This window comes from Verrucomicrobiia bacterium, assembly GCA_035577545.1.
Taxonomy (GTDB): Bacteria; Verrucomicrobiota; Verrucomicrobiia; order Palsa-1439; family Palsa-1439; genus Palsa-1439.
Map to the genome: position 1 here is coordinate 80545 of DATLVI010000010.1, position 25450 is coordinate 105994.

General features: G+C 58.3%; 26 protein-coding genes and 1 tRNA gene. 13 read left to right on the plus strand and 14 right to left on the minus strand.

The window, feature by feature from the left end; translation table 11 throughout:
* Positions 1-150: 150 nt before the first annotated feature.
* Positions 151-516 (plus strand): hypothetical protein, encoded by a 366-nt coding sequence (locus VNL17_03390; protein ID HXI83117.1) that lies wholly within the window; start codon positions 151-153, stop codon positions 514-516.
* 40 nt (positions 517-556) lie between these two features.
* Here the strand turns inward: VNL17_03390 and VNL17_03395 are convergent, their stop codons facing one another.
* The 4 genes from VNL17_03395 to VNL17_03410 all read right to left on the minus strand — a co-directional run bounded on the left by VNL17_03395 (position 557) and on the right by VNL17_03410 (position 4863).
* Positions 557-844: a type II toxin-antitoxin system RelE/ParE family toxin gene (locus VNL17_03395; protein ID HXI83118.1), complete on the minus strand. Its 288-nt coding sequence runs from the start codon at positions 842-844 to the stop codon at positions 557-559.
* Positions 841-1023 (minus strand): hypothetical protein, encoded by a 183-nt coding sequence (locus VNL17_03400; GenBank protein ID HXI83119.1) that lies wholly within the window; start codon positions 1021-1023, stop codon positions 841-843. Before VNL17_03400 ends, VNL17_03395 begins: the two co-directional genes overlap by 4 nt.
* 50 nt (positions 1024-1073) lie before the next feature.
* A complete protein-coding gene (gene metH / locus VNL17_03405; protein ID HXI83120.1) occupies positions 1074-4595 on the minus strand; it encodes a methionine synthase in 3522 nt (1173 codons plus the stop codon).
* Positions 4596-4671: 76 nt separating this feature from the next.
* Positions 4672-4863, minus strand: coding sequence for a hypothetical protein (locus VNL17_03410; GenBank protein ID HXI83121.1), 192 nt, complete (start codon positions 4861-4863; stop codon positions 4672-4674).
* A gap of 372 nt (positions 4864-5235) precedes the next feature.
* Here VNL17_03410 and VNL17_03415 point away from each other — a divergent pair, with 372 nt between their 5' ends.
* A complete protein-coding gene (locus tag VNL17_03415) occupies positions 5236-5736 on the plus strand; it encodes a YbhB/YbcL family Raf kinase inhibitor-like protein (GenBank protein HXI83122.1) in 501 nt (166 codons plus the stop codon).
* Here the strand turns inward: VNL17_03415 and VNL17_03420 are convergent.
* Positions 5693-6418 carry an NADAR family protein gene (locus VNL17_03420; GenBank protein HXI83123.1) on the minus strand — a complete coding sequence of 242 codons (726 nt, stop codon included), beginning with the start codon at positions 6416-6418 and terminating at the stop codon, positions 5693-5695. The genes VNL17_03415 and VNL17_03420 overlap by 44 nt on opposite strands.
* Positions 6419-6524: 106 nt before the next feature.
* On the opposite strand from VNL17_03420, the gene VNL17_03425 reads away from it, so the two are divergent.
* Genes VNL17_03425 through panB form a run of 6 tightly spaced genes read left to right on the plus strand, consistent with a single transcriptional unit; the run spans position 6525 to position 10891 of the window.
* Positions 6525-7511, plus strand: a complete 987-nt coding sequence (locus VNL17_03425; GenBank protein ID HXI83124.1) for a phytoene/squalene synthase family protein — start codon at positions 6525-6527, stop codon at positions 7509-7511.
* Positions 7512-7551: 40 nt separating this feature from the next.
* Positions 7552-8439: a 4-hydroxy-tetrahydrodipicolinate synthase gene (dapA, locus tag VNL17_03430; protein ID HXI83125.1), complete on the plus strand. Its 888-nt coding sequence runs from the start codon at positions 7552-7554 to the stop codon at positions 8437-8439.
* On the plus strand, positions 8436-9116 hold the full coding sequence (locus VNL17_03435) for a dihydrodipicolinate reductase C-terminal domain-containing protein (GenBank protein HXI83126.1): 681 nt from the start codon (positions 8436-8438) through the stop codon (positions 9114-9116). Before dapA ends, VNL17_03435 begins: the two co-directional genes overlap by 4 nt.
* Before the next feature lie 2 nt (positions 9117-9118).
* Positions 9119-9586, plus strand: coding sequence for a hypothetical protein (locus VNL17_03440; GenBank protein ID HXI83127.1), 468 nt, complete (start codon positions 9119-9121; stop codon positions 9584-9586).
* Positions 9583-10083: a 2-amino-4-hydroxy-6-hydroxymethyldihydropteridine diphosphokinase gene (gene folK / locus VNL17_03445; protein ID HXI83128.1), complete on the plus strand. Its 501-nt coding sequence runs from the start codon at positions 9583-9585 to the stop codon at positions 10081-10083. Before VNL17_03440 ends, folK begins: the two co-directional genes overlap by 4 nt.
* A gap of 7 nt (positions 10084-10090) precedes the next feature.
* Complete coding sequence (panB, locus tag VNL17_03450; protein ID HXI83129.1) at positions 10091-10891, plus strand: 3-methyl-2-oxobutanoate hydroxymethyltransferase; 801 nt, start codon at positions 10091-10093, stop codon at positions 10889-10891.
* A 2-nt stretch (positions 10892-10893) separates the two neighbouring features.
* On the opposite strand, the gene VNL17_03455 is transcribed toward panB, so the two are convergent.
* The 3 genes from VNL17_03455 to VNL17_03465 form a co-directional block, all read right to left on the minus strand.
* The gene (locus tag VNL17_03455) at positions 10894-11295 is read right to left on the minus strand and encodes a hypothetical protein (GenBank protein HXI83130.1); all 402 of its coding nucleotides are present in this window, start codon (positions 11293-11295) and stop codon (positions 10894-10896) included.
* Between the two features lie 5 nt (positions 11296-11300).
* Entirely contained in the window at positions 11301-12566 is a 1266-nt protein-coding gene (locus VNL17_03460; GenBank protein HXI83131.1) for an LL-diaminopimelate aminotransferase, read from the minus strand.
* Between the two features lie 80 nt (positions 12567-12646).
* A complete protein-coding gene (locus VNL17_03465) occupies positions 12647-13366 on the minus strand; it encodes a class I SAM-dependent methyltransferase (protein ID HXI83132.1) in 720 nt (239 codons plus the stop codon).
* Here VNL17_03465 and panC point away from each other — a divergent pair.
* Positions 13365-14210 carry a pantoate--beta-alanine ligase gene (gene panC / locus VNL17_03470; protein HXI83133.1) on the plus strand — a complete coding sequence of 282 codons (846 nt, stop codon included), beginning with the start codon at positions 13365-13367 and terminating at the stop codon, positions 14208-14210. The genes VNL17_03465 and panC overlap by 2 nt on opposite strands.
* 163 nt (positions 14211-14373) lie before the next feature.
* On the plus strand, positions 14374-15483 hold the full coding sequence (locus VNL17_03475) for an SUMF1/EgtB/PvdO family nonheme iron enzyme (GenBank protein HXI83134.1): 1110 nt from the start codon (positions 14374-14376) through the stop codon (positions 15481-15483).
* 1 nt (position 15484) lies between these two features.
* Here VNL17_03475 and VNL17_03480 read toward each other — a convergent pair whose 3' ends face one another.
* Entirely contained in the window at positions 15485-16459 is a 975-nt protein-coding gene (locus VNL17_03480; protein HXI83135.1) for an NADPH:quinone reductase, read from the minus strand.
* Positions 16459-17487: a trypsin-like peptidase domain-containing protein gene (locus VNL17_03485; GenBank protein HXI83136.1), complete on the minus strand. Its 1029-nt coding sequence runs from the start codon at positions 17485-17487 to the stop codon at positions 16459-16461. Before VNL17_03485 ends, VNL17_03480 begins: the two co-directional genes overlap by 1 nt.
* 70 nt (positions 17488-17557) lie before the next feature.
* On the opposite strand from VNL17_03485, the gene nadB reads away from it, so the two are divergent.
* Positions 17558-19165 carry an L-aspartate oxidase gene (gene nadB / locus VNL17_03490; GenBank protein HXI83137.1) on the plus strand — a complete coding sequence of 536 codons (1608 nt, stop codon included), beginning with the start codon at positions 17558-17560 and terminating at the stop codon, positions 19163-19165.
* A gap of 3 nt (positions 19166-19168) precedes the next feature.
* On the opposite strand, the gene VNL17_03495 is transcribed toward nadB, so the two are convergent.
* Entirely contained in the window at positions 19169-21376 is a 2208-nt protein-coding gene (locus VNL17_03495) for a DUF2079 domain-containing protein (protein ID HXI83138.1), read from the minus strand.
* Positions 21377-21481: 105 nt separating this feature from the next.
* On the opposite strand from VNL17_03495, the gene VNL17_03500 reads away from it, so the two are divergent.
* Together VNL17_03500 and VNL17_03505 are read left to right on the plus strand one after the other, a co-directional pair.
* Positions 21482-21558: transfer RNA gene (locus tag VNL17_03500), tRNA-Val, on the plus strand.
* Between the two features lie 6 nt (positions 21559-21564).
* Positions 21565-22725: a hypothetical protein gene (locus tag VNL17_03505; protein HXI83139.1), complete on the plus strand. Its 1161-nt coding sequence runs from the start codon at positions 21565-21567 to the stop codon at positions 22723-22725.
* Here VNL17_03505 and VNL17_03510 read toward each other — a convergent pair.
* The 3 genes from VNL17_03510 to VNL17_03520 form a co-directional block, all read right to left on the minus strand.
* Positions 22677-23714 carry a glycosyltransferase family 4 protein gene (locus VNL17_03510; GenBank protein ID HXI83140.1) on the minus strand — a complete coding sequence of 346 codons (1038 nt, stop codon included), beginning with the start codon at positions 23712-23714 and terminating at the stop codon, positions 22677-22679. The genes VNL17_03505 and VNL17_03510 overlap by 49 nt on opposite strands.
* Before the next feature lie 105 nt (positions 23715-23819).
* Entirely contained in the window at positions 23820-24695 is an 876-nt protein-coding gene (locus tag VNL17_03515; protein HXI83141.1) for a glycosyltransferase family 2 protein, read from the minus strand.
* The gene (locus tag VNL17_03520) at positions 24692-25441 is read right to left on the minus strand and encodes a methyltransferase domain-containing protein (protein HXI83142.1); all 750 of its coding nucleotides are present in this window, start codon (positions 25439-25441) and stop codon (positions 24692-24694) included. Before VNL17_03520 ends, VNL17_03515 begins: the two co-directional genes overlap by 4 nt.
* Positions 25442-25450: the final 9 nt, after the last annotated feature.

The following is a 25450-nucleotide window of genomic DNA, read 5'->3' on the forward strand; positions in this document are numbered from 1 at the left end:
GAGTTTTGCAAAGAAGACCGCCCCAATTCGTTTGCGTTGGTGCCGGCAGGAGCGGGCCACAAGGGTTTGAATTGCTCCGCGAAATCTCTTGTCAGGAAACTCGATTGGGTTCGATCTGTTGCAAAGCTGCCTCCCAAGTATCGACGATTCGTGCCCAAGCAAGAGAATACACCCTTTGGAAAAGTTTGGAGCATCCAGCTCTGCCCCGCCTTTGAAGAAAGACGAGCACGAGAATCAAAGGACATTCCTCCACAGGCACGTGGAATCTACCGCTACGTAACGGAGGGTGGCGAAATTGTTTACATAGGCAGGGGCGACATTAATGTGCGTTTGAGATCTCCGGAGAGACAGGCGTGGCAATTCGATATGATCGAATATTCCCTAGTCGATGATCCAGACCAGCAGGTGCGGTGGGAAGCACACTGGATTGATAGATACAAGGACGACCACAAGGGCAAGTTCCCTGTTTACAATAAGGTTGGTGGAACATCTGTTTCCGCCGAAACTGGAAGCTAGCCTGTTGTTTTAGGGATGCCTCGAAATAGAGGGATGAGGACTACTTCGTCGGTGGAAATTGCCGTGCGCCATGCAGCACGCCGAGGATGCGCACCGCATCACCACTGGTGTCATACATCACTCGATAACTGCCAACGATGATCTCGCGTGTCGTAGGATCGTTGAGTTCAGGAACGACGCGCCCAGATTCGGGAAAACGCTCCAGTCGGTCGGTGGCCTCGAAGATCTCCAAGATGAGAGCGTCGGCGTAAGTCTCAGAGTCACGGGCGATATAGGTACGAATGGCGTCGAGGTCGGTGACCGCCGGTTCGGTCCAGACGATCTTCATTTCACAAACCGACGCTTCACTTCCTCGTGAGGGATGACCCGGCCTTCATCGGCTGCTTGCTTCGCATTTGCAATTTTCATGCGAACGTACAATTCATACATCGCGTCAGCGTACGAAGCGCCCGCTGGCAGATGCTCAGCGATCTGCTTCAAGTCCAGCTTGATGTTTGCCGTGGCCATGACGTGTAATTATCGTTCGCTTACGTTAGAAGGTCAAGCCGCTCCGTAGTTCATTCCGCAGAATCAGTAACATCCCCGACGCCAAAATACGTGCAATCCGGATGATGAAAGACCAGCGCGCTGACGCTGGCTTCGGGATCCATCATGAAGCCTTCGGTCAACTGCACGCCGATTTCTTCGGGCTTCAATAGTTTCCAGATGCCGGCCTGATCTTCCAGCGCGGGGCAGGCGGGGTAGCCGAAGCTGTAGCGGCGGCCTCGATACTTTGTGGTGAAGCGGTCGATCATCGTCATATCGGCGGGATCGGGGAAACCCCAATCCTCGCGGATGCGCCTGTGTAACCACTCGGCGCAACCTTCGGCGGTCTCGATGGCGAGCGCTTGCAGCGCGTGCGACTTCAGGTATTCGCCTTTCGCTTTGTATTCCTCGGCGCGTTGACGTATCCCCGCGCCCGCGCCGACCACGAAGAGGGCGACGCTGTCTCTCGGCGGATTCACGTAATCCGACAAACACAAGCCATCCGGCTTCCGCTGACGGTGGAAGTTGAAGATGTGGTCTGGCTTCGTGTCCTTCGCGCCTTCGTGGTGAGAGAATAGCTTAATGCTATTCCCCTCCGCTTCCGCATCGAAAAACTGCCACACCGCTTTCACCTTCATGAACTTCGCGGCCTCGGCTTTCACATCCTCGACAAGGTTGTGCAGTTCCAGCGCTTTCGGGTCGCGGGCCGCCAGGGCTTTCTCGAAATTGGATTTGAAACCAAGATGGCGCACATACAGCATCTGCGGATTGATGTATTCCCACACTTCGCGAAGTTGCGGCACGTCGCGCACTTTGCGCTCGGGGTAGGGCGCGGCCAATGGAGATAGAATGCGAACGCGCGAACTGCGTTCGGTCGTCTCGGGAAGCTGTTCTACGGTCCCGGTCGCGACAGGAATGTCGCTCGCACGATGTTCCGTCATCACCTTGTCGCGCTCGGCGGGGTCCATCAATCGGTTCATGATCGACAGTCCCGTCATCGCGTCCTTGCAATACACCACGACGCGCTCGTAGCTCGGCGAAATCCGGCTGCGCGTGAACTTGTCGCTCAACGCCGCGCCGCCGACCAGTAACGGCACCGTGATGCCCGCGTTCTTGAGGTCGCCCGCGGTTATGACCATTTGCTGCGCGCTTTTCACGAGTAGGCCCGACAGGCCGATGGCGTCAGGCTTGTGCTCGCGATAGGCCTTGATCAGGTCTTCGGGCGGCACCTTGATGCCGAGATTGATGACGTTGAAGCCGTTGTTCGAGAGAATGATCTCGACGAGGTTCTTGCCGATGTCATGCACGTCGCCCTTGACGGTGGCGAGCAGGACCTTGCCCTTGGTCGAGTCGGCTTTCTTCTCCATGAATTGTTCGAGGTGGGCGACGGCGGCCTTCATCGCCTCGGCGCTTTGCAGCACTTCCGCGACGATCAGCTCGTTGGCGTTGAACAGCCGGCCGACCTCCTTCATCCCGTCCATGAGCGGCCCGTTGATGATGTCCAGCGGCTTGGCTTCCTTGAGCTTCAAGTCGAGGTCGGGAATGAGCCCTTCCTTGGAGCCTTCAAGAATGTAATTGGCAAGCCGTCCGTCCAGCGGCAGGTCGGACGTCTTTTTCTTCACCCGACTTTCCGCGCCGCGGAAATGAACATTGACCGCTTCGATGTGATGGTTGTTGATCTCGATGCGCTGCACCATCGTCTGCTGTCGATAATCCTGCGGCGCGTCGTATCCCTCGAATGGACGATTCCACAACAAATCCTCGACGAACTTCCGTTCTTGCTCGGGAATGGTCGCGTAACGCTCCAGTTTTTCCGCATTCACGATGGCAAGGTCGAGCCCCGCTTTCGTCGCGTGATAGAGGAACACAGAATTAATCACTTCGCGCGCCGCCGCCGGCAGACCGAAGCTGACGTTGCTCACACCGAGAACGGTTTTGCATTTCGGTAGCGCCGCTTTGATCAATCGCACGCCTTCGACAGTCTCGACCGCGCTGCCGATGTAGTTCTCGTCGCCCGTCGCGCAAGGGAACACGAGCGGATCGAAGATGATGTCTTCCTCAGCGATGCCGTGTTTGACGCAATAATCGCGGGCGCGCTGGGCGATGGCGAGCTTGCGCTCGCGCGTGATCGCCTGCGCCTGCTGTTTGTCCTCGTCAATCGAACCAATGACAATCGCCGCGCCAAACTTCTTCACCAGTGGCAACACATGGTCGAATTTTTCCTCGCCATCCTCGAAGTTGATCGAGTTAATAATGCTCTTGCCGAGGCAATACGTCAGCGCGCGCTCGACCGACTTGTAATTGGTCGTATCGATCATGAACGGCACTTTGACCTTGTGAATCACCTTCTCGTAAAAGCGGTCGATGTCGCCCAACTCATCGCGGTCGGTGTTTTCGAGATTGATGTCGATGATGTGCGCACCGCTTTTGACTTGGGCGCGCGCGATCTCCGTCGCTTCCTCGAATTTCTCATCGGTAATCAGCCGCTTGAACGCGCGCGAGCCGACTTCGTTGGTGCGTTCGCCCACGATGAGCGGACGGTTGTCGTCGGTCGCTTCGACGAGTTCGATGCCGCTGTACCAGGATTTGCGTTGCGCGCGGAATTTGCGCGGTTCTTTTCCCTCGACCATCTGCGCGATGGCCTTGATGTGCGGGGGAGTTGTCCCGCAACACCCGCCGACAATATTAAGCCAGCCGTTTTTGACAAAGCGCTCAAGGGCCGACGCGAGCGTGGTCGGCGTTTCCAGGTACAGCCCTTCTTCGTTCGGCAGGCCGGCGTTTGGATAACACGAGACGCGCGTGTTGGCCATGTTGTGAATCGTGCGGATGTGATCAGTCATGAATTCAGGACCGGTCGCGCAGTTCAAACCAACACTCAGCAAGTCAACATGCTGCAAGGAAGCGACGAGAGCATCCGCCGCCTGTCCCGCGAGCATCGTCCCCATGGGTTCAATCGTGCCCGAAACCATAATCGGTAGTTGGAAGCCGAGTTCGTCGAAGGCTTTCTGGATGCCGATGAGCGCAGCCTTGATGTTGCGCGTGTCTTGGCACGTCTCAACGAGCAGGATATCCGCGCCACCTTCCGCCAGACCGCGCACCTGCTGATAAAAATTCTCAATCAGTCCGTCGAACGTCACGCCACCCGTGACCGTGATGGCTTTAGTTGTCGGCCCAATCGACGCAGCGACAAACCGCGGTTTGCTGGGTGTGGAAAATTCCTCTGCCGCCTCACGCGCGATTTTGGCGGCGGCGACATTGATCTCGTAACATTTGTCCGCCAAGGCGTACTCCGCTAGCACGATGGGCGTGCTGCCGAACGTGTCCGTCTCAACAATGTCCGCGCCCGCCTCGAAATATTTCTTGTGAATGTCGCGGATGACATCGGGGCGTGTGAGCACGAGGTTCTCGTTGCAACCTTCGAGTGCCGCGCCGCCGAAATCATCGGCAGTAAGATTCACCTGCTGGATCATCGTCCCCATCGCGCCGTCAAGCACGAGGATGCGTTCATCCAGTAGCGACTTCAGCAACTTGGTTCTGTCAGCGCGGTCGTTCATGTGAAAATCAAGGGCGATACATTAGCAGCCGGGCTGCCGCATGACAAGCGACAGCCCGGCCTGCGTTGATGTGTGATTAAATCTGGAAATCCAACGGGAAATCCAGTGCCGCCGCCCATTCGTCCAGTCGGCGCGGGGTTGGTTGCTCCGCGAAAGCGGCACTAAGCGATGTTGCGTCGCGCCTTGGGCCAGTCTGTTGCGGTTGACGAATTGCGGAGATTTCGGAACGGACGGTTGTGACTGTTGGCTGTGTAGCTGTTACTGACATGATGCGTATTCCTTTCGGTTCACGCATCAGGACAAACAAAAACCGCGACTCGCATCAAGCGAAGCGCGGTTGCGCGGAGCTGATTGTTCGAACGGCCATTTGCCGCTCGCACATCGTTCAAGGCTGACTGCCCTGAGCAAGCCACCGTAGGCGCTCCCGCCTCGGTTGGCAGGCCCCGATCCATATCGAGGTCATTCCTGATGCTGTACGTAGTATATGGATTTCTGGTCGATTTGCAAGCAGAACTTGCGTCGTGCGCCGGTTCCGTGGAAAATATATGTGACGGAGGACACGATGAGAACCAGCATCTGCGTTGTAATGATATTATTGAGCGCATACGCTCGGGCGCACGCGCAGGGCAAGGAGGCAACTGTGCCACAATTAACTTTGACGAGTCCGAGTTTTCGCAACAACCAACCGATACCGGTCAAACATACGTGCGGTGGCGAGGATGTGTCACCTGCGTTGAAGTGGGAAGGGGCGCCTGCCGGCACAAAGAGCTTCGCGTTGATCGCGGACGATACCGATGCGCCCGGCGGTACGTGGGTGCATTGGTTGATCTATGACATGGACACTTCCGAATTGCCGGAGAATACGTCCAAGATCGATGCTGTGGGAACGCGGCTCATGGTCAACCCGTCCGGAGCCAAGACGTGGTTTGCGGCGCAGGGGATGAATGATTTCGGGAAGGTCGGCTATGGTGGGCCGTGTCCGCCGCGCGGTCACGGCGCGCATCATTATCACTTCCGACTATACGCCCTCGACGTGGAACTAAAACTGGCATCCCGTGCGACTCGTCAGCAGCTCGAAGCAGCGATGAAGGGCCACATCATCGCGGAAGCGGAGTTAGTGGGGACGTTCCAGCGGGAGTAATGGGTTCCTGCTTCTTCTGTAGCTCGGTGCGGATGGTTGTGAGGATTTCGTAGTAGCGCCACGCGGGGGCAGCGTCGGGTTCCTGGTGGTGATCGGGTTTCAACACGAGATCGCCCGTGGCGAGCAACACCTTCTGTACTTCGGGATTCTGCGCGACTTTTGCGCGCGTCGCTTCGACAATGAGTTTGTAATACTCGTCTGATGTGGTGGAACGGGGTTCGATGCGCTTGCCTTCGAACGTGACCCACGTGATGCCCATTTTCTTCATGTTTGCGTCAGCCACCGAGCCGGCGTGCTTGGCATCGAACGCGGTGAGTTGCGCAACCTGTTCGCGTGTCAGTTTCCATTCCAACCCCGGAAATGTTGCGCGCAGGTCGTTGGTGTCCTCGGGATACTTCATCATCTGCCAGAATCCCTCGAGGCTGGCGTAGCGCTTGCCATGAAATTCAAACGGAGTCGCCGCGAAATTGGAAAGCAGCCCAAGCTCGTTGCGCTTTGACAGAATCACTTCGCCGGGCCCGGCTTCTTGCGGCAGGATTTCCCACGCAGGAGCGCCTTCCTTCGAGACTGGCGTCCACCAATATGCCGGGTACTTCGGGTCGCGCGTAATGGTCGGGGAATCGGCTAAGGCGTTTGCCGCGAAGGAAACGAGAAGCAGACAGCAACATACGCGAATGGTCATTCGAATCGGCATGAGTTAATTATCGGGCACCGCGGGCGAAATCACAAGGTTGTCTTGTTGTCTTGCAGCATGAATCGCGCAGGCTTATCGTGGCGCGCAATCGCAGATGAGTACCACGCAAACTGAACTGATCGGCCCACTGCTGCGCGACGTGTCGCGTTCCTTCTATCTCACGTTGCGCGTGTTGCCGCCGGAGATTCGACCGCAGGTTTCGCTGGCCTACCTGTTGGCGCGGGCGACCGACACGATCGCGGACACGAAAGCGGTGCCGCGAGCGAAACGCATTTTCGCGCTGCAACAGCTTCAGAATTTGTCGCATGTGCCGGAGTTGGGAGCCATCGCGGGACAACAAACTTCTGATGGCGAACGGCAACTGTTGGAACGATTAGAAGACTGCATTGTCACGCTGGGACAGTTTGATGAAGCGGATAGTCGTCGAATCCAGGAGTTGTTGAAGATTATTGTCAGCGGCCAAATTTTCGACCTCAAACGCTTTCCCGGCGAGACGGAGAAAGAGTTGGTGGCGCTCTCCAACGACGAAGAACTGGACCGCTACACATATATGGTGGCCGGTTGCGTCGGGGAATTCTGGACGAAGATGTGCATGGCGCATCTACCGGCATTGAACGACTGGAAAGCCGAGGAAATGTGCGCACTCGGAGTGCGTTTTGGGAAGGGACTACAACTCGTGAATGTGCTTCGCGACATCCCGAAAGACCTGCGCATTGGTCGTTGCTATCTACCCGTGGGCGCGCCCAGTGCGTTGCTAGACCCCAAGAACTTTGAAACGATTCGTCCGGTCTATGCACACTGGCTGGATACGGCGTTGGCGCATCTGGACGCAGGCTGGCAATACACGATGCGAATTCCGCGATCTGAGCTCCGATTGCGGCTGGCGTGTGTATGGCCGATCTGGATTGGGCTGATGACCATGGCTCGATTGCGCACTGAGAACCCGCTTGGTCCGGCACACCGCATCAAGATTTCGCGGGGTGAAGTCTACGGCGTAATGGCTCGATCGTTTATGTCTAGTCGCAGTGACGCGGCGTTAAACCACTCGCACGACGTGCTCCGGGCTGCGGCAGCAGGTTAGCACTTGAAAAACCCGCATCTTGCCCTAGGATAACCCCGCTATGTTTACGGGTACCCATACGGCACTCATCACGCCGTTTACCAAAGACGGGAAGGTCGACGAGCCGCGGCTGCGGCAGCTTGTCGAACAGCAGATCGCCGCCGGCATCGACGGCCTAGTTCCCTGCGGGACGACCGGCGAATCGCCCACGCTTGACCACGAGGAGCACAACCACGTTATCGAGTTGGTAGTGAAGTTTGCGGCGAAACGGTGCGCGGTCATTGCCGGCACGGGGTCGAACTCGACCGCTGAGGCGGTTTTTATGACGCAATACGCGAAGAAGGTCGGCGCGGACGCGTCGCTGCAGGTCGCGCCGTATTACAACAAGCCGACACAGGCAGGACTCTACGCTCACTTCCGCGCGATTGCGGAACAGGCGGACATCCCGCTCATCCTTTATAACATTCCCGGACGCTGCGGCGTGGACATCGCAAACGACACGATTGCGCGACTGCGAAGCGATTTGCCCAAACACATTGTTGGGCTGAAAGAAGCGACGGGCGTTGTGGACCGCGTCAGTCAGTTGCGCGGGCTGGTTGACCGCGATTTTTGCATCCTTTCGGGCGACGATTCACTGACACTGCCGATGATGAGCGTTGGGGCGGTTGGCGTGATTAGTGTGGTTTCCAACATGATCCCGCGGGAGTTGACAGAAATGACTCACGCTGCCTTGAAGGGCGACTTCGAGCGGGCGGGTCGCATCCATGCGAAACTATTTCCACTCTTCAAAGATCTTTTTATTGAGACGAATCCTGTTCCGCTCAAAGCAGCCATGGCGATGATGGGCCTGTGCGAAGAAACGTATCGGCTGCCCCTCGTGCCCATGGGTGACGCAAATCGCGCTCAATTGAAGAAGACGCTGCAAGCCCTCGGCTTGGTGAAGGCGTGAGCCCCATCAAGGTCATCATCTGCGGCGCCAAGGGCCGTATGGGACGCGCACTCATTTCGTGTGTGCAGGACGATCCCGAATTGCACCTCGTCGCTGAGGTTGATCAAGGCGATGACCTCGCGACGGTCATTTCACGGGCGGACGTCCTGGTCGACTTTTCCGTGCATGAGGCAACCGCTACGGTCGCCAAGTTGGCGGCCGCTCACAAAAAGGCGCTGGTGATCGGCACCACGGGCCATGGGGACGACGAAAAGAAGGTCGTGCGGGGGTTGACGACGGCGATTCCTGTCGTTTGGTCGGCGAATTACAGCACAGGCGTGAACGCGTTGTTTTGGTTGACGCAAAAGGCGGCGGAGATTGTTGGCAACGAATGGGAAGTCGAGGTCGTCGAAACTCATCACACCGCCAAAAAAGACGCTCCCAGCGGCACGGCGAAGCGCTTGCAGGAAATCTTGAAACATGTTCGTGGTAAAGATGCGCCCGCCCATGCGCTGCGCATCGGCGATGTCGTCGGCGATCACACGGTCACCTTTGGCACGCCGGGGGAGCGCCTCGAATTGACTCATCGCGCCGCCAGTCGGGAGTCGTTCGCGCGCGGCGCGCTTCGCGCCGCGAAGTGGGCTGTCAAACAGAAACCCGGGCTCTACGACATGCAAGACGTGCTGGGACTTCGCTAACCATGAAACGAGAACTGATCCTCGGCTGCGTAGTGATGGCTGCTTTCTCGTCCTGCTCGCACCTGGGACGAACGGAACAGCCGTCGTCCAGCCCGCGCGCCGAGGAAATACGGAAGGCCATGAATCAAACGGTGATCCCGGTCGTCGACCTGGAGAACGTGAAAGCCGAGGATGCGCTCAAGTTTTGGGACGACACGAGCCGCACCTATCATCCGCAACACTTCAAGTTCACGCATGTCATTTCGTACCCGGTTACATATACGGTGCAAACGACGGCACCGGGTGAGACCCGCAGAGTGCCTGCGGCTGCGCCTGCGCCCGTACCGCACAAGGTGACCGTGCGACGGAAGAACATCACCTCGAAACAACTATTGGATGAGATTTGCCATGAAGCCGGTCTCGTGTGGACAATCATGGGACGAGCGATTGTTATCAAGCCAGGCGCTCCCGTTTCCGACGGACAGCAATGAAAGTCGGACTGGCTCTTGGGTCGAATCTCGGCGACCGGCTGAAACACTTACAGCAGGCCAAGGCGTACTTGTTGAGCTTGTCGAACGAAGGCTGGCATGTCGCCTCGCCGTTGTACGAGACGGAACCATTGGGGTGTCCGCCGAATTCGCCGAAGTTTCTAAACACTGTGCTGGAAATCGAGTTTGGCGGCGCGCCAAAGACGTTGCTGAAGAAGATCCAAGCCTACGAGGTCGCGCACGGACGTGATCGCGACCTGCCGAAGAATGCGGCGCGCACGATCGACATCGACGTTCTTTACTTCGGCGAGAAGGAAATCCTGGAGAAAGACCTGGTGGTGCCGCATCCGCGTATGGCGGAGCGGCGGTTTGTGTTGCTGCCGCTGTCAACGATCCAGCCGGACATGATTGTGAAAGGCACGGGCAAGACGGTGCGGATGCTCTTGCGGGAGTTGCGAGGCGGGGACGGAGAGGTTAAATTCGTGCAGCACGATTGGTGAACGCATCATGAACGAGCATAAGATCAACATCCATACGTTGCGGTCGATGAAGCAACACGGCGAGAAGATCGTGGCGCTGACCGCCTACGATTTCTTCACCGCGAAAATCATGGACGAGGTTGGCGTGCACCTGATCCTCGTTGGCGATTCGGTGGGGATGGCAGTACTAGGGTATGAGAACACGCTGCCCGTGACCATGGACGACATGATCCATCATACGAAGGCCGTGGCGCGCGCCAAGCCGAATGCCCTGGTCGTCGCGGACATGCCGTTTATGAGTTATGCGAGCGTGAGCACGGCGCTGGAGAATGCCGGACGCTTGATTCAAGCCGGCGCCGAAGCGGTAAAGGTGGAGGGTGGCGAGTCGATCGCCGAGCAGGTCCGGGCGCTGGTGGCGTCCGGCATTCCGGTACTCGGTCACATTGGTTTGCTGCCGCAATCCATCCTCGAAACGGGCGGCTACAAGATACAAGGTCGCACACCCCAATCGGCGGAGGGACTGTTGCGCGATGCCCAAGTGCTGGAGAAAGCGGGTGTGTTCGCGATGGTCGTCGAAGGGACGGTCACCCGCGTGGTGGAGCAGGTGACAAAGTCGGTAGCCGTGCCGACGATTGGAATTGGCGGGGGGGCGCATTGTGACGGACAAATCCTGGTGAGCAATGACATGCTCGGGCTCTTCACCTGGTTCACACCGAAGCACGTAAAGCGTTATGCGAACCTGTCCGAAGAGATGCGCAAGGCGTTTGCGGCGTACAAACGCGATGTTGAATCCGGTAAGTTCCCGGGCGCCGAGCAGAGTTTCCAGTAGCGTTATTTGTGGCCCGGACCGGCGACGTACGGCAGGGCGAAGAAACACAGCAGCGTGGCCAGCAAAACCAGGACGATTCCCCCAACGATCAGCGCGGCGCGAAGGAGTTGACGCTTCAGCCAGCAGAGATCGACGAAGATGCGCCACGCCCTGGTGAAATGCGGATCGATCTCCAACCGTTCGCGCTCGTCCTCCTTGAGCATGCCCTGCAACATGCAATCGTAACTGACCTTGTCACCGAGCAAAATATGATCACCGATCGCGCGCACGATGAAGTCGTGCCGCATGTGCCGCAATTCCTCCTGGCGGGCGCGCTCGAAGTCGCGAAAGCGTCGCTGGAACTCCTCCACATAAAGGCTCACTGTGTCAGAGGTGGAATCGGATTTGGCGGGCGACGGGTTCATCAGCCCTAGAACTCGAACTTCAGTCCCGCGAGCCGCTTGTCGATTTCCCCGACCACGCGCCGCTCGTCGGCTTCGCCTTTCGCCACGAAGGTCACGGAGAAACGCAAGTACGGCCCCGCCTCATCCCAGGGGACGGTCGAGATCAGTTTCTGCGTGATCAACCACTGCGACACGTCTTCCGCGGACAGGAACGCGGTGCGGTTGCCTTCACTGTCCGCAACCGCTTTCGGCGCGCGCACGTAGAGAAAGAAAGAACCCCTCGGTTTCGTGGCGTCGAAACCATATTTGCGAAGGCACGCGACGAGCGAATCCATGCGGCGCGAGTATTTGGCGGCGATTTTGGCGGTAATTTCGGGATGCGCGAGCGTCGCGGCGCAGGCCTTCTGGATCGCCAGGAACTGGCCGCTGTCACTGTTGTCCTTCACGTTATTGTAGGCGGCAACGAGCCGGGGATTGCCGCAGACAAACCCGAGCCGCCAGCCGGTCATATTGAAGGCCTTGCTCATTGAGTGCAGTTCGATGGCGACGTCCTTTGCACCGGGGACGGACAGAATCGACAGGGGTTTGCCGTCGAACACGAGAGCGCCATACGCGGCGTCGGAGATGATAACGAGCTTGTTTTTCTGCGCGAAGTCAACGGTGTGCGCGAAGAATTCCGCCGTCGCGCTCGCGCCCGTTGGATTGTTTGGGTAATTCAGGACGATGGCCTTCGCGCGCTTGAGTACCTCGTGCGGGATCGAGTCCAGATCGGGAAGAAAGTTGTTCGCTGCGGTCAGCTTCAGGTTGTGGACCTCGCCGCCGTACCACTGCGCGTGTGTGCCGAACACCGGATAGCCCGGCACCGTCATGATCACCACGTCGCCGGGGTTGATCAACGTCGCCGGCAAAAGCGACAACGCGGCCTTGCTGCCGATGCTGTGCGTGATCTCCGACTCGGGATCGAGTCCCGTCACGCCGAACACGCGTTCCATCCATTGCGCCGCGGCGCGGCGGTACTCGGGGCCACCGTTGTCGGCATAGCCGCGGTTTTCAGGTTTCTGCACTTCCTCGCTCAACGCGCGCACGCTGAGCGGAAACGCCATTTCGTCCGGCTCGCCGACGCCGAGGTCGATCAATTCGCCGTGTGGATGGGCGTCCAGCGCCGCGCGTTTGGCGCGTTTGATCTTCTCAAATTTATAGATGGCCGTGCTCTTGCCGAACGTCTTGCCCCCGATGCGCTCGGCGAAAAGTTGTTGAATATACGATTCCGTCATATCAGCACGATTATACATAACCCCCTCGGAAGTCAACCGGGGTGAAGCGGAACGGCCACCCATATGTATTGACGAGTGAACAGTGCCGATACCATGCCTTACTGCTGGATCCTCTGCGCTATCACGTAGAGGTGCTGTTCGGGATACTGGTCATACTCGAGATGTCGGCAAATGCAGCCGAACCGCGTTAACAGTTCCAGTGTTTTTGGTATGCCTAAAACGCTGTAATACATCGGAGGTCCCATGCAGGAGTCAGACTTCTCACCAGGCTCATCAAGGCCTCCTGTGGTGAAGATAAAGACGCCGTTCTGGGTCAGTCCCTCACAAATCTTCCGTAGAACGAGTTCCTGCTTTTCAAGGGGGAGATGCCACGTGCTATCCCATGCCGAAATGAAGTCATATTCTCGAGGGAGATTCCATGTGCAGATGTCCGCCTGGTGAAGTGGAACATTCGGATGGCGTTGTCTGGCCAACGCGACCATCTTCTCCGAGATGTCGATTCCTTCGACTTGAAACCCATGCTTGAGTAAGAAGTCGAAAAAGCGTCCGCTACTTCCACAACCAATATCCAGGGCATGGTTACGGATCTTCGTGAACTTGATCGCGCGCTCGAACTGGGCAATTCCGTTCGATTGGATGTGAGGCTCCTGCCAGACATTTGCAATGGTGTCGTAACTGCGGCCAATTTCGTTTGGTTGCATCTTATGACCTAACAGAGTGGATAGCACAATTCCGCAGTCGATTCCAAGTGCAACGGATGCACGGCTGATTTTGTCCGTGACGCAATACGCAGCGGGCGCTATTTTGCCCGCGACCATGGAGTTTCTCCAAACCGCACAAGAAATGCAGGCAGCGGCGATCGTCGTGAGGCGGTCGGGGCGGCGTGTGGCGCTGGTGCCGACGATGGGGGCGCTGCACGAGGGGCATGCGGCGTTGATGCGGAAGGCACGGGAGCAAGGTGCGGTGGTCGTGGTCAGTGTGTATGTCAACCCGACACAGTTTGGGCCGCAGGAAGGCTTCAAACAATATCCGCGCGATCTGGATGCCGATGCACGACTGTGCGAGCGTGAGAAGGTGGATGCCGTCTTTGCGCCATCGGACGACGAAATGTATCCCGGGGGAGTGCAAGCTACCGAGTTTGTTGAAGAAAACGTGCTCGCGCGGCGGCTGGAGGGGGAGCGGCGGCCGGGTCATTTTCGCGGCGTATGCACCGTGGTGGCGAAGCTTTTCAATATTGTTCAGCCGGACATCGCGCTTTTCGGCCAGAAGGATTACCAGCAACTGAAGGTTGTCCAGCGCATGGTGCGCGATCTTCGTTTCCCGATTGAAGTTGTCCCCGTCCCGACGGTTCGTGAGGCCGACGGGCTGGCGCTCAGCAGTCGCAATCAGCGTCTTTCAACAGCTGAGCGTGCCGAAGCCACCGTGCTGTGGAAAGCTCTCGGCATCGCACACGATCTCTTCAACGAAGGCGAGCGCAACGTGCACCAACTCGAAACCGCCATGTCGCGTGCCGTGGAACTGGCTCCTTCCGCCCGCCTCGATTACGCCCAGATTGTTGACGCCGAATCACTCGAACCGGTCAACGATGTCCAGCGCGGCAATATCGCGCTCATCGCCGCGCACGTCGGCAAGGTGCGGCTGATCGATAATCTGATTCTGTAAGTAATAATCTCGCCCGGGCCAGGAATCGCTTGGGATGGCGGGATTAAGCTTGCGGGCGCTGTCTGCGGTAATAGAGAATGAAAGGCTGCGACGCTCGACGTCCCGTGATGGTCGCGGGGTACGTTGTATGGGAAATGTCGGGTCAAAACAATCTTAAGGACACATGCAAGCCAAACTCAACTCCCTGCTCATCGCGCTGGCCGTGCTGGCCGGCGTTCATTCGACACTGGCACAGAACCCGGTCGTGACCTCCTTCGGCGGCAATGGGGTGTTGGTCTGCAGCAATTTGGCGCAGGGCTCTTTGGCCAGCGTGGAATGGGCATCGACGGCGTCGGGGCCATGGCAAACGGATTGGACGAGTTTGGCTGCCGTGATGACGGATACGAACGGCTCGTTCACGGCGAGCGTGCCCATGTTTTATCGCGTGCGCGGAGTCGCTCGCGGGGTGTTGATTCCGGCGGGCACATTCACGATGGGGGATAACCTGGATAACGAGACCGATGCCGTTCCCACCGTCGCGGTCAACGTCTCAGGATTTTACATGGATGCGAATCTCGTGACCTACAGCCAATGGCAATCGGTGTTCACGTGGGCCACCAACAATGGTTATAGTTTTACGCAAGTCGGTTTGGGCAAGGCGGCGGATCATCCCGTGCAGACCGTGGGCTGGTATGACACGGTAAAGTGGTGCAATGCGCGGTCGCAACTGGCGGGATTGGCGCCGGTGTATTTCACCGATGCGGGGCTGACGCAGGTTTATACGACCGGGCAAATAGAGCCGTATGTAAATTGGACCAATAGCGGCTATCGGTTGCCGACAGAAGCGGAGTGGGAGAAAGCGGCGCGGGGCGGGGTCAACGGTCAACGGTTTCCGTGGGGCAATACCATTTCCCAAAGTCAGGCCAACTACCGCTCGTTCACGAACCAGGTTTATGATTTGGGTCCATTCGGATTTAATGCCGCCTTTACGAACGGGGTCCAACCCTTTACCAGTCCGGTCGGCTCCTTTGCCGCGAACGGCTATGGACTCACCGATATGTCGGGGAACGCGGCGGAGTGGTGTTGGGACTGGTATGCCGCGCCTCCGTTTCCGGCGGGCAGTCCATATTTGGGCAGCACTGATCCACGCGGACCGACAAACGGAACCACCCGCTGCCAGCGCAACGGTTCCTGGACCGGTCAAGCCAGCTTCCTTCGTTGTGCCGATCGTTTCGGATTGCCTTCCACTACAGCCAATTTCATCGGCGGATTCCGGTGTGTGCGGCGGCAATAGTTTAAGGAATCAGCACGATTTTGCCATAGGCGCCCGGTTGCATGAGCAATTCGTGGGCGCGCGGCGCGTCTTTCAGGGGGAGTTCCTGACTGATGACCGGCTTCAGGGAGCCAGTGGCCAAACCGGCCACCAGTGCGGCGTGGATGCTGGCGAGTACGGTGTCGGAGGCGTTGGGTAGCATCATGCTGAGGATCGTCGCGTCGCGTTGCATGGCGGCGCGCGGGTTGATCTCGATGGTGCCGCGATTACCAATGATCACTACGCGACCATGGGGAGCAAGGACGGCAAGGTCCTTGCCGAGATTGACGTTGGCGAGCATCTCCAAGATCACTTCCGGACCGCGACCATCAGTGAGAGTGGTTAATTTTTCCAGATAGTCCGGAGCATGATGGTCAAGGACGTGTTGTGCGCCTTGTTGCTTCACCAATTCTTGTCCGCGCTCAGTGCTGGCAGTGCCAATCACGCGCAAGCCATGTGCGACGGCAAGTTGCACCGCGGCGATGCCCACGCCACCGCTGGCTCCGTGAATAAAGACGGTTTCGCCGTGGACGGCCTGTGCTTTTTGGAAAAGCGCGCGATAAGCAGTGCTGTACGGTACGCCGATGGCCGCACCTTGGGGAAACGTGGCGTTGTCGGCAAGAGAATGAACCTGCGACGCGGTGCAGAGCGCGAATTGGGCGTATGCGCCCTCACGAATGCCACTGGCAGTCGTGAAAATGTACACACGATCCCCGCGCTTCCATTGTTTCACGCCGTCGCCAATAGCTTCGATGACTCCTGCGCCGTCGGAGCCGGGAGTGAATGGCAGCGTGGGTTTGATCGTATACGTGCCGGCGCGGACATAGGTATCCACAGGGTTTATGCCGACAGCATGCAGCCGAACCAACACCTGTCCCGCGACCGGCTTCGGGTCGGGCACATTCTCCAGCTTCATGACGTCCGGACCGCCGAATTCGTAGACGCGGATCGCTTTCATCAAGCTCTGCGTTTGGAATCTTGCGGGACAATCTCGACGTCGAGCTTCTCCGAGTGACGGATAATCGTCAAGCGGCTCTTCGTGCCGATTTTGTCGACACCCAACAAACGATGCAGGTCATCGACGGACGCAATCGGCTGGTCTTCGAGAGCGACAATCAGATCACCATCCTGCAATTTGGCGGCGGCAGCCGGGCTGTCCTTCTCCACCGAGATGATGAGGACTCCGGTATTCTTCGCCAGCTGATGGAAGCGCATTAGTCGGCGATGCAGGTCGATATTCTGGCCGGCGATGCCGAGATAGGCGCGATGGATTTCGCCGTCGCGCATGAGATGGCTCAAGACGTATTTGGCCGTGTCCACGGAAACCGCGAAGCACAATCCTTGCGCCGGTAGAATCACGGCGGTGTTTACGCCAATGACCTCGCCGCGCGAGTTCACGAGCGGCCCGCCGGAATTGCCGGGATTGAGCGCCGCGTCGGTTTGGATCATGTTGTCGATGAGACGGCCTGATTGCGAGCGGAACGAGCGCCCGAGCGCGCTGACAATTCCCGCGGTGACAGTGCACTGGAAACCGTACGGATTGCCGATGGCGATTGCCACCTGTCCGACGCGCAAGGACTTGGAACTCCCCAGCGTCACCGGTGAGAGGTCGGGTGCATCGACGCGAACCACCGCAATGTCGGTATCCGGGTCGTCGCCGATCAGGGTGGCGTCCACGGTGCGGCCATCTGTAAGCGTGGCCTCCAAACGAGCGGCATCATGCACAACGTGGCTGTTCGTGAGCGTGAAGCCGTCCGGGGTGAAGATAAAGCCCGAGCCGCTACCGGCGCGAGCGAGCCGGTCGCCCGGGCCAAGTTGTTCCACATCGATTTTCACGACGGCGGGGCTTACTTTTTCCGCTGTTGTCGCGACGGCATGGGAATAGGCGTCCAGAAACTCCGTGTCCGAAGATACGGGCGGCGAAGCGGTCTGCCGCTCGGGGTCAGACTGAACCCGATCAAACATAAATTCAAAGCGAGGTTTCATTTTTGTTCCGACGACATTTATGTGTAATAATGATGCGCAAGGTAGGCGATAGATTCAGTTTGGGCAAGTCATGGCGGACAACACACAACGCAAATACGATTTTCTGGTTATCGGCAGCGGCATCGCGGGCCTGACCTACGCCTTGAAAGTGGCGGAAGCCGGCACGGTGGCGATCATCACCAAGAAGCAGCGCGCGGACAGCAATACGAACTACGCCCAGGGCGGCATCGCTGCGGTCATGGCCAAGGATGACTCGCTGGAGTTGCATGTGCGCGACACGCTCGAAGCGGGGGCCGGACTCTGCAAGGAGGACGTGGTCCGCACAATTGTCAGCGAAGGCCCGGCGCTGGTGCGCGAGTTAATTGATTTTGGCGTGAAATTCACGGAGAAGGAGAACGCACACGGTCAATACGATCTCGGCCGTGAGGGTGGGCACACGCGGCGTCGTGTCCTGCACGCGGGCGACATCACCGGGCGCGAAATCGAGCGAGCCTTGCTGGCGCAGGTGGCCCGACACCAGAACATCACCGTTCTCGAGGAATCGCTGGCGGTCGACCTCATCACGACGCAGAAGCTGGGCGCCAGTGGCCCGAACCAGTGCCTTGGGTGCTACGCGCTGGATAAGAAGCGGGGTATCGTCGACGTGTTTGCTGCGAAGATCACGTTGTTGGCGACCGGCGGCTCCGGCAAGGTGTATCTCTACACGACCAATCCCGACATCGCGAGTGGGGACGGCGTGGCCATGGCGTACCGCGCCGGGGCGACCATTTCGGACATGGAGTTCATCCAATTCCATCCCACGTGTCTTTACGATCCAAAGGCGAAATCGTTTCTCATCAGCGAAGCGGTGCGCGGGGAAGGGGCGGTCTTGCGCGGCCAGGACGGTGAGCCGTTCATGCAACACTATCATCCCATGGCCGATCTTGCGCCGCGCGACATCGTGGCCCGGGCCATCGACGCCGAGATGAAGAAGACGGGCGCGGATTGCGTTTCCCTGGACATTACACAGAAAGATCCCGAGTTTGTGAAGAAGCGGTTCCCGAACATTTACGCGAAATGCCTCGAATACGGGTACGACATGACGAAGAAGCCGCTCCCGGTCGTGCCCGCGACCCATTACCAATGCGGCGGTGTGGTGACGAATGTGGATGGCGAGACGGAATTGACTGGACTGCTTGCGGCCGGGGAGGTGGCCTGCACGGGTTTGCACGGCGCCAACCGGCTGGCAAGCAATTCCCTGCTGGAAGCGCTGGTGGTGGGACACCGGGCGGCCGGGGTTGTCCGCAGACAACACGCGACGATCGAAATCTCGCCCATTACGCCGCCACCGTGGGAAAGCGGCGATGTGTCGGACGCTGATGAGCTTGTCGTCATCACCCACAACTGGGGGGAGATTCGTCGTCTCATGTGGGACTACGTCGGTATCGTGCGCACTGACAAACGCCTGTTGCGGGCGCGGGCCCGGATCCAGAACCTGCAACACGAGATCAACCAGTTCTATTGGGACTACAAAGTGACGCCTGACCTGATCGAGTTGCGCAACCTCGCGCTGGTCGCGGAGCTGATAATTGAGAGCGCGCTGCAACGCAAGGAATCGCGCGGCCTCCATTACACGCTTGATTACCCGGAGCACGACAACGTGAATTGGAAACGCGATACGGCCCTGCGGAAGGTGTGAGCTTTATTCCACGCTCCTGGAATCCAACGGAAGCACTTCAAAGCTGACGCTTGAGATTTCCGCCGCGACTCCCGACGGCATCGTGATGATGAAATCGTCGGCGTAGAGGTTATTTGTCTCCCAACGCGCTATCGGCCAGATGCACTGACCCAACGGCTGAAACTCGCTGGCGTAATTGTCAGGGTGTTGCGGGTCTCCGCCGGCGTGGACGTCGCAGCGCACCGCAAGGTCGGCGTTTGTTGGCATTGTGACGGTGGAGTAGGTAGTCACGCGCACGCGATCCAGACTCTCCCCAGGGGCCCGTGGCAATGGCGATACGGTAAACCCAACAAGGCTGACCCCACTACCCAACTTCAAGTTCGCCGTCCTGGCGGCATCGGGCAGGCTGTCGTGCTCGACAAGTTTGCGCGTGTCGAGGCGAACTCCGCCGCGCGAGTACAGGAGCAGGCCGTCTTCTGCTGCCACAAGATGGAGTTGAGGATTGGCCTCGACCTCACGCTGGATGCTGCGCAATCCCTGCAGCCAATAGAGATTATCCAGCGCGCCGCGCCAGGAATCGCGCATGTCGAGAAGCGCATGGTCGATCCCGCGCGGCACGGGACGGTCGAGATAAAGATAGCGTTGCGTGACAAAGTGAGCGCCGACACGTTGCGTGGTGAAGAGCGAGCCATGCGGATCGATCTGCGCGCGGAAACGTTGAATTAAGTCGAGCCGACCCGGTGAGCGGTGGATAGTTAATGTGGGCTTGCTCCAGGGTTGCGCGCCGAGGAACACCGAGGTGACGACACACGAGACGATCACACCGGTAAGAATGCTGAGACGGCGCGTGACATCTTCCGGTCGCTGGATTGCGCAGACCAGGGCCCAAAAGACAACGGGTAAGAGGGCCGCCTGATAATGGAAGCACATGTTCTTGAAAATCGGATTCAGGCAACAAAAGACAAAAGTCAGAGCCCCGGTGAAGAGTATGGCCGGCCTGCGCAAGGGAAGAAGTAGCAAGGGTGCCAGAAGCGCGGCTGCGAAGTAGAGCGTGGCCGGTTCGAAAAGGTGGCCCCAAAAGATAGCCGGTTTGTTCAGGGGTGACAGCAAGATCTCCCATTTCGTGTGGCCCAAATCATAAAAGAACCTGGTCCCGATATACCCCGCGCCGCTGATGGCCGGGAGAACAACGGAAGTCATCAGCAAGAAGTACCCAAACGCGCCCACCGTCAGCGCGATTCCAATAATCTTGCGTCGGTCAAAGATGGCAAGATACAAGCCGAACATTCCCACAATGATGGCGGCCTCTTCCTTGATCAGGATCGCCCAGATGGCTATGACCAGCGCCCATCCGGGGCGTTCGTAGATCCAAAGGGCCAGGGCAACGAAATAAAACAGGAGACACAGATTGCCCCATCGGAAACCATAAGATGCGCTGTAAACGAACTGTGACGTTATCGGGTATAACACCCACGAGAACGCCAGCAGCAGCGCGGATGGCTCGTCCCGAAAAGCTCGTTTGCCGATGAAGTAAAGGGGCACTGTCACGCCGAACACAGCTATGACCTGGAGCAGGATCGTCAGCTTGAAGTCAGGCCAGAGGAACCAGAGGGGAAAGAACGGTACGATGCCAATCTCCATGTGATCATAGAGGAATACCTTGTGAGGGCTTACGCGAAGAAAGAGTTCCCGTGGATTGGTCACTGAATTGAACATCAGCCGCGCGTTCTCACCGCAATCGGCGTAACCAAGCGCCAAATCATTCAGATAACGGACCTGCTGCCAAAACTGCCAGGCAGCGAGGGCCGTCACAGCAGTCCAGACTGCCGTCCGAAGCATTCTCGTTGTCCGGGCGTCGGAGCTGGAATGGGTGGGCGTCCAGAGGCGAGCCGTCCAGCCGCACGCGACACAAAAGAGGAACATATCGTACATTCGAACCTGCGCACCCAGCAGCGTCTTGGCGAGGATGGCAAGAGAAACAAGCGCGACAGGGAGCGCACCGCAGGCCAACCTCCGCCAGGCATCATGACGGCGAAGCCACAAAACTAATCCGCAAACAGCGGCAACGAGTGAGCCGCCGATCCAGGCGAATTCAACGGTGTCTCGCACCATGGGCGCCGCCTCGTAGTTCTCTGGGGAGTAACGCTGGCCGAGTAGCAGCCAAAACGCGGCAAGAGAGGTGGCGGTGATTGCCACGAGGAGAGCGAACCAGCGAACGGAACCCGGTTTCATTTGCGAAGTGGTGAACATCCGGAGTGAGCTTAGCCTGTCGCGCTTATTTTCCTCAAGACTTGAAAACCACGGCGAGCGCTGGTAGTCTGCGGCACACTTTGGTAAGGGCGTGTAGTTCAGTTGGCTAGAACGTTCGGATCACACCCGAAAGGTCACAGGTTCGAGTCCTGTCACGCCCACCATTTTCAATGCGGGCACTTGCCTTACGACCGTTGTGGATCTGTCTCCTGCTCGCGCTCGTTGCGCGCCTGGTGTTTGCTTTCTGTTTATTCCCGATCCTGCAGCAACGGTGGCATCTGCGGGAGGATGGCGACGGCTACGGGGTGATCGCCGAAAGCATCCGCGACCGGCAGTACACGGACATCACGAGGGGGCCTGTCTATCCGATGTTTGTCGCAGTGGCAGGTTCGCCGTCTGTTGTGAAATTCCTGCAGTCGCTCCTGGACACCGTGACTTGCTGGTTGGTGTTTCTCCTGGCTGGGCGCAATTGGAAGGCGGCGGCGTTGTGGGCGGTGTACCCGTTCGCGATTTGGCGCGTCGCCTTCATCAATAAAGAAGTGGTGCTGACGCTGCTGGTGGTGGCGTACGTGTTCATGCAGTTGATGGCGCTACGTCGCGGGAAGTTCTGGCAATGGCTGGCAGCAGGAGGACTGCTTGCGCTTGTAAATCTGTGCAAGCCGACGTTTCTGGCATGGCCACTGGTGGTTCTCGCCATCGCGTTGCTGCATCGTGTGCCATTTTCGCGTGTCGCGGCCCTGGCCGTCGCGATGGTCGTGGTCGTTGCTCCGTGGACGTGGCGCAATTATACGGTCACTAATGGAGCGTTTCTCCCGGTCGCGACCGAGCAGGGGGGGATGACGACATTTATCGGGAATTACCAACCGACGCTGGGCCTCTGGGAAGGTCCCGTGAAATCGGTATGGATGCTCGCGGTGGCAGAGATTCGATTGCAACATCCCGACGCATCTGTAGTCGAACTTGATAGGGTTTACTACGTAGCCGCGCTGGAGCAGGTCATGCGGAATCCCCTCCAAGCTGCGGGGATGTTCGTCCGCAAGTGCGGACGGTTCTGGTTCCTGAGTGCGGCACGGCGCGAACAGGTCATCTCGTTTGCTATTCAGATCGCGTATCTGGCGATGTTGGGCATTGGCCTGTGGCGGCGGTGGCCCTGGGAGGCGGAAACGGTCCTGGTGCTGGCGCTCATTGCGTATGTGATGCTGATTCACGCGTTGAGCTATGCCGATATGCGGTTCAGCCTGCCGGTAATGCCTTTGGTGTGCGCCTGGGCCGTCGCGGCATTTCAGACCAAATCGCGCAGCACGGATGCGACCGTTTCAGCGGCGCGCTGAACCGTGAAATATTTCTCGACGGTCTCGCGGCCAGCGGCGCCCAATTTTTCACGCAGGCCCGGGTCGGCAATCAACGTGCGCAACAGCGTGACCCATTCTTCGGTGCTCTTTGCCAGAAAACCATTCACGCCGTGGGTAACAATGTTCACATTCGCCCCGACAGGCGAGGCGACAACGGGGATGCCGCAGGCCATGTATTGAAGAATCTTCACGCCGCACTTACCGTGTTCCCAGGGTGTATCCGGCAATGGCGCGACCCCGATGCCGGTCTGCGACAATTCTTCCATTTCCGTTTCCAGACGCCAGGGGCGAAACTCGACCTCGAAGCCGAGTTGGGTTGGATCACCAGATGCGATGATGCGGGGTCTGATGCCCAGGGTTTCGAAGACCGGCTTCAAAGGCTTGAGGTAGGGCAGCGTGGTACGACTGCCGATCCAGCCGACTACATTCGAGTTGGCAGCACGCCGATAAGCCGCAAGGTCAATAGAACTTGGGACGACAGTCACCTTGCGATTGAAGCGGGTGGCGTAGTCGGCCAGATAACTGTTGCCTGCGACAACCGCTGCGGAGCGCCGCAGGATATCTTGCACGGCGGACTCGCGGTGTAAGGCGCGCAACACCCGCGAGCCGCCAACGCGCGGCAGCCAGATCGCATCATCGAAATCGAAGACAACCGGTTTGCGCGCGGCTAACTTTCGTTCGAAGCCGGAGTACAATCCTGTGAAAACGCCTTTTTGCACGAACACCACATCAAAGTCCTCAACATGTTGCAGGTCGGTGCGACGTCGTTGCCAGGTGGCCGAGAAGGCCGTCCAGCGAGAACTGCGCTCGGTCGAATCCAGATAGAGGCCGCGATAGAGTGCATCGTCAATTGCAGGAGAGACTTCACATTCGACTCCAAGTTTCTGTAGCCAGGGCAGTAACTGATAAACGCGGTAGCGGCTGGAGGGGCCGAGCGCGCTGGTTTGCGTGAGGAAGAGGACCTTCACAGTTCCCACAGGTTCATCAATCCAATGATTGCGCGTTGACCATACCGTTGAATGGCAGTGTTTGCCAACTCAATACCACTAACCACGCTGAAAAGGAGCGAGCGCTCACAGCGAACAAAGGTGGCGCAGGACCGCACTGAAGGCGGCCCGTTTGGCGGGTTGAAAGGTGTAAAGAATCAGACGCATCGTGATGGCCACGCCGATCACCACTTTGAGCACTGTCAGGTGCCAAGCGGGATAATGCTTTCGATAGAACGCGACCAGGCTGCGATAACGGTAGAGTGTCGCTTCCTGCAACACTTGCCGCGCGCTCTGCCCACCGTGATGCATGACTTCGGCGCCGGGCACGAACAGCACTTTCCAGCCCGCGTCGTGGAGCCGCAGGCACAGATCCACCTCCTCGAAGTACATGAAGAAACGTTCATCGAATGCGCCCACCTGTTCCAGGGCCGCGCGCCGCAGCAACAGCGCCGCTCCCATCAATTGATCCACTTCGCGCAGTTGGTCGTGCGCCCACCATGTCATGCGATAGCCGCCAAAGAATTTGGAGTGCGGGAACAGTTTTCCAAATCCCAACTCATCAAGGATCAGGCGCGGCAGCGTGGGAAAGCTACGGCAGGAAGGTTGCAGCGAACCGTCGGGATTGAGGATGCGCGGCCCGCAGGCGCCGGCGCGCGGCTCCGCCTGCATGACGTCCAACAGCGTTTGCAGGGCGGTGGGTGTCACCAACGTGTCTGGATTCAGGATGAAGATAAAATCCTCCGTGCTGGCGGCGATCCCTTGATTGCAAGCCGCAGCGAAGCCGTGGTTGTTGGTGTTGGCGATCAGTTCGACTGCGGGAAACTCGGTGCGTACCATCGCGGCGCTGCCATCGCCGCTAGCGTTGTCCACCACGATCGCGCGCTGCCCGGACAGATTGCGCAGGCAATCACGGAGTCGATCGCGGACATTGTAACTAATGATGACGATGCAAAAGCTCACGCGGGTGCACCGGCTTTTCGGAGAACAAAGATGATTTCGAGGCGGTTCTTGAAGATGAGTTCGAATTCGAAATCGAGGGGCAACCTTTGCCGAACGGAGGCAAGGAACTCAACCATCTCGATCTCTGTCCAAACGTGGTAGTGGATGCTGTAATCTGTTTCGAGAAGGTGCGCAATGGCTTTATCGATTTCAGCGTGGTCACGAATCTTCTGAACAAGTCTCACATATTCTTCTACGTGCTGCTGACGCGACCACTTCGGCCCTTCCTGAAAATCACGCCACAGATGGTCGAGAGCCGTGGAGGGACGCTCGGAATCAAACGAGTAACGCTTGTCGGGAAGCGCTAGGTAAAGGATGCCGTCGGGCTTTAGGACACGGAAATGATTGAGGAGGGCGCGAATCGGATTCTGGCAATGTTCGAGGAAATGGTTGGCGATGACAAAGTCCTGACTTGCGTCGGGGATCGTAGCCAATTCCTCGCCGTTGTCGACGATGTCCACGTGGACGAGCGGCTCGGAGGCGAGCTCGGGATACTGATTGCGCAAATCTTCCACGGAGAGGCGATCCACGTATTTGACGTGGGCCAATTTTGGAACCGGCAGTGGATTGTGCAGGGCCCCGATTTCCAGGCCGGCGCCGTGCAAATACGCCGCGGCGATCACATCGCGGTCGAGCGGCCGGCCAACGAAGTGGGAGAACTTGCGCAGGTTGGTGGCAAATCGTTTGGCGACGCGTCGCAGGTTCATGCCCATGTC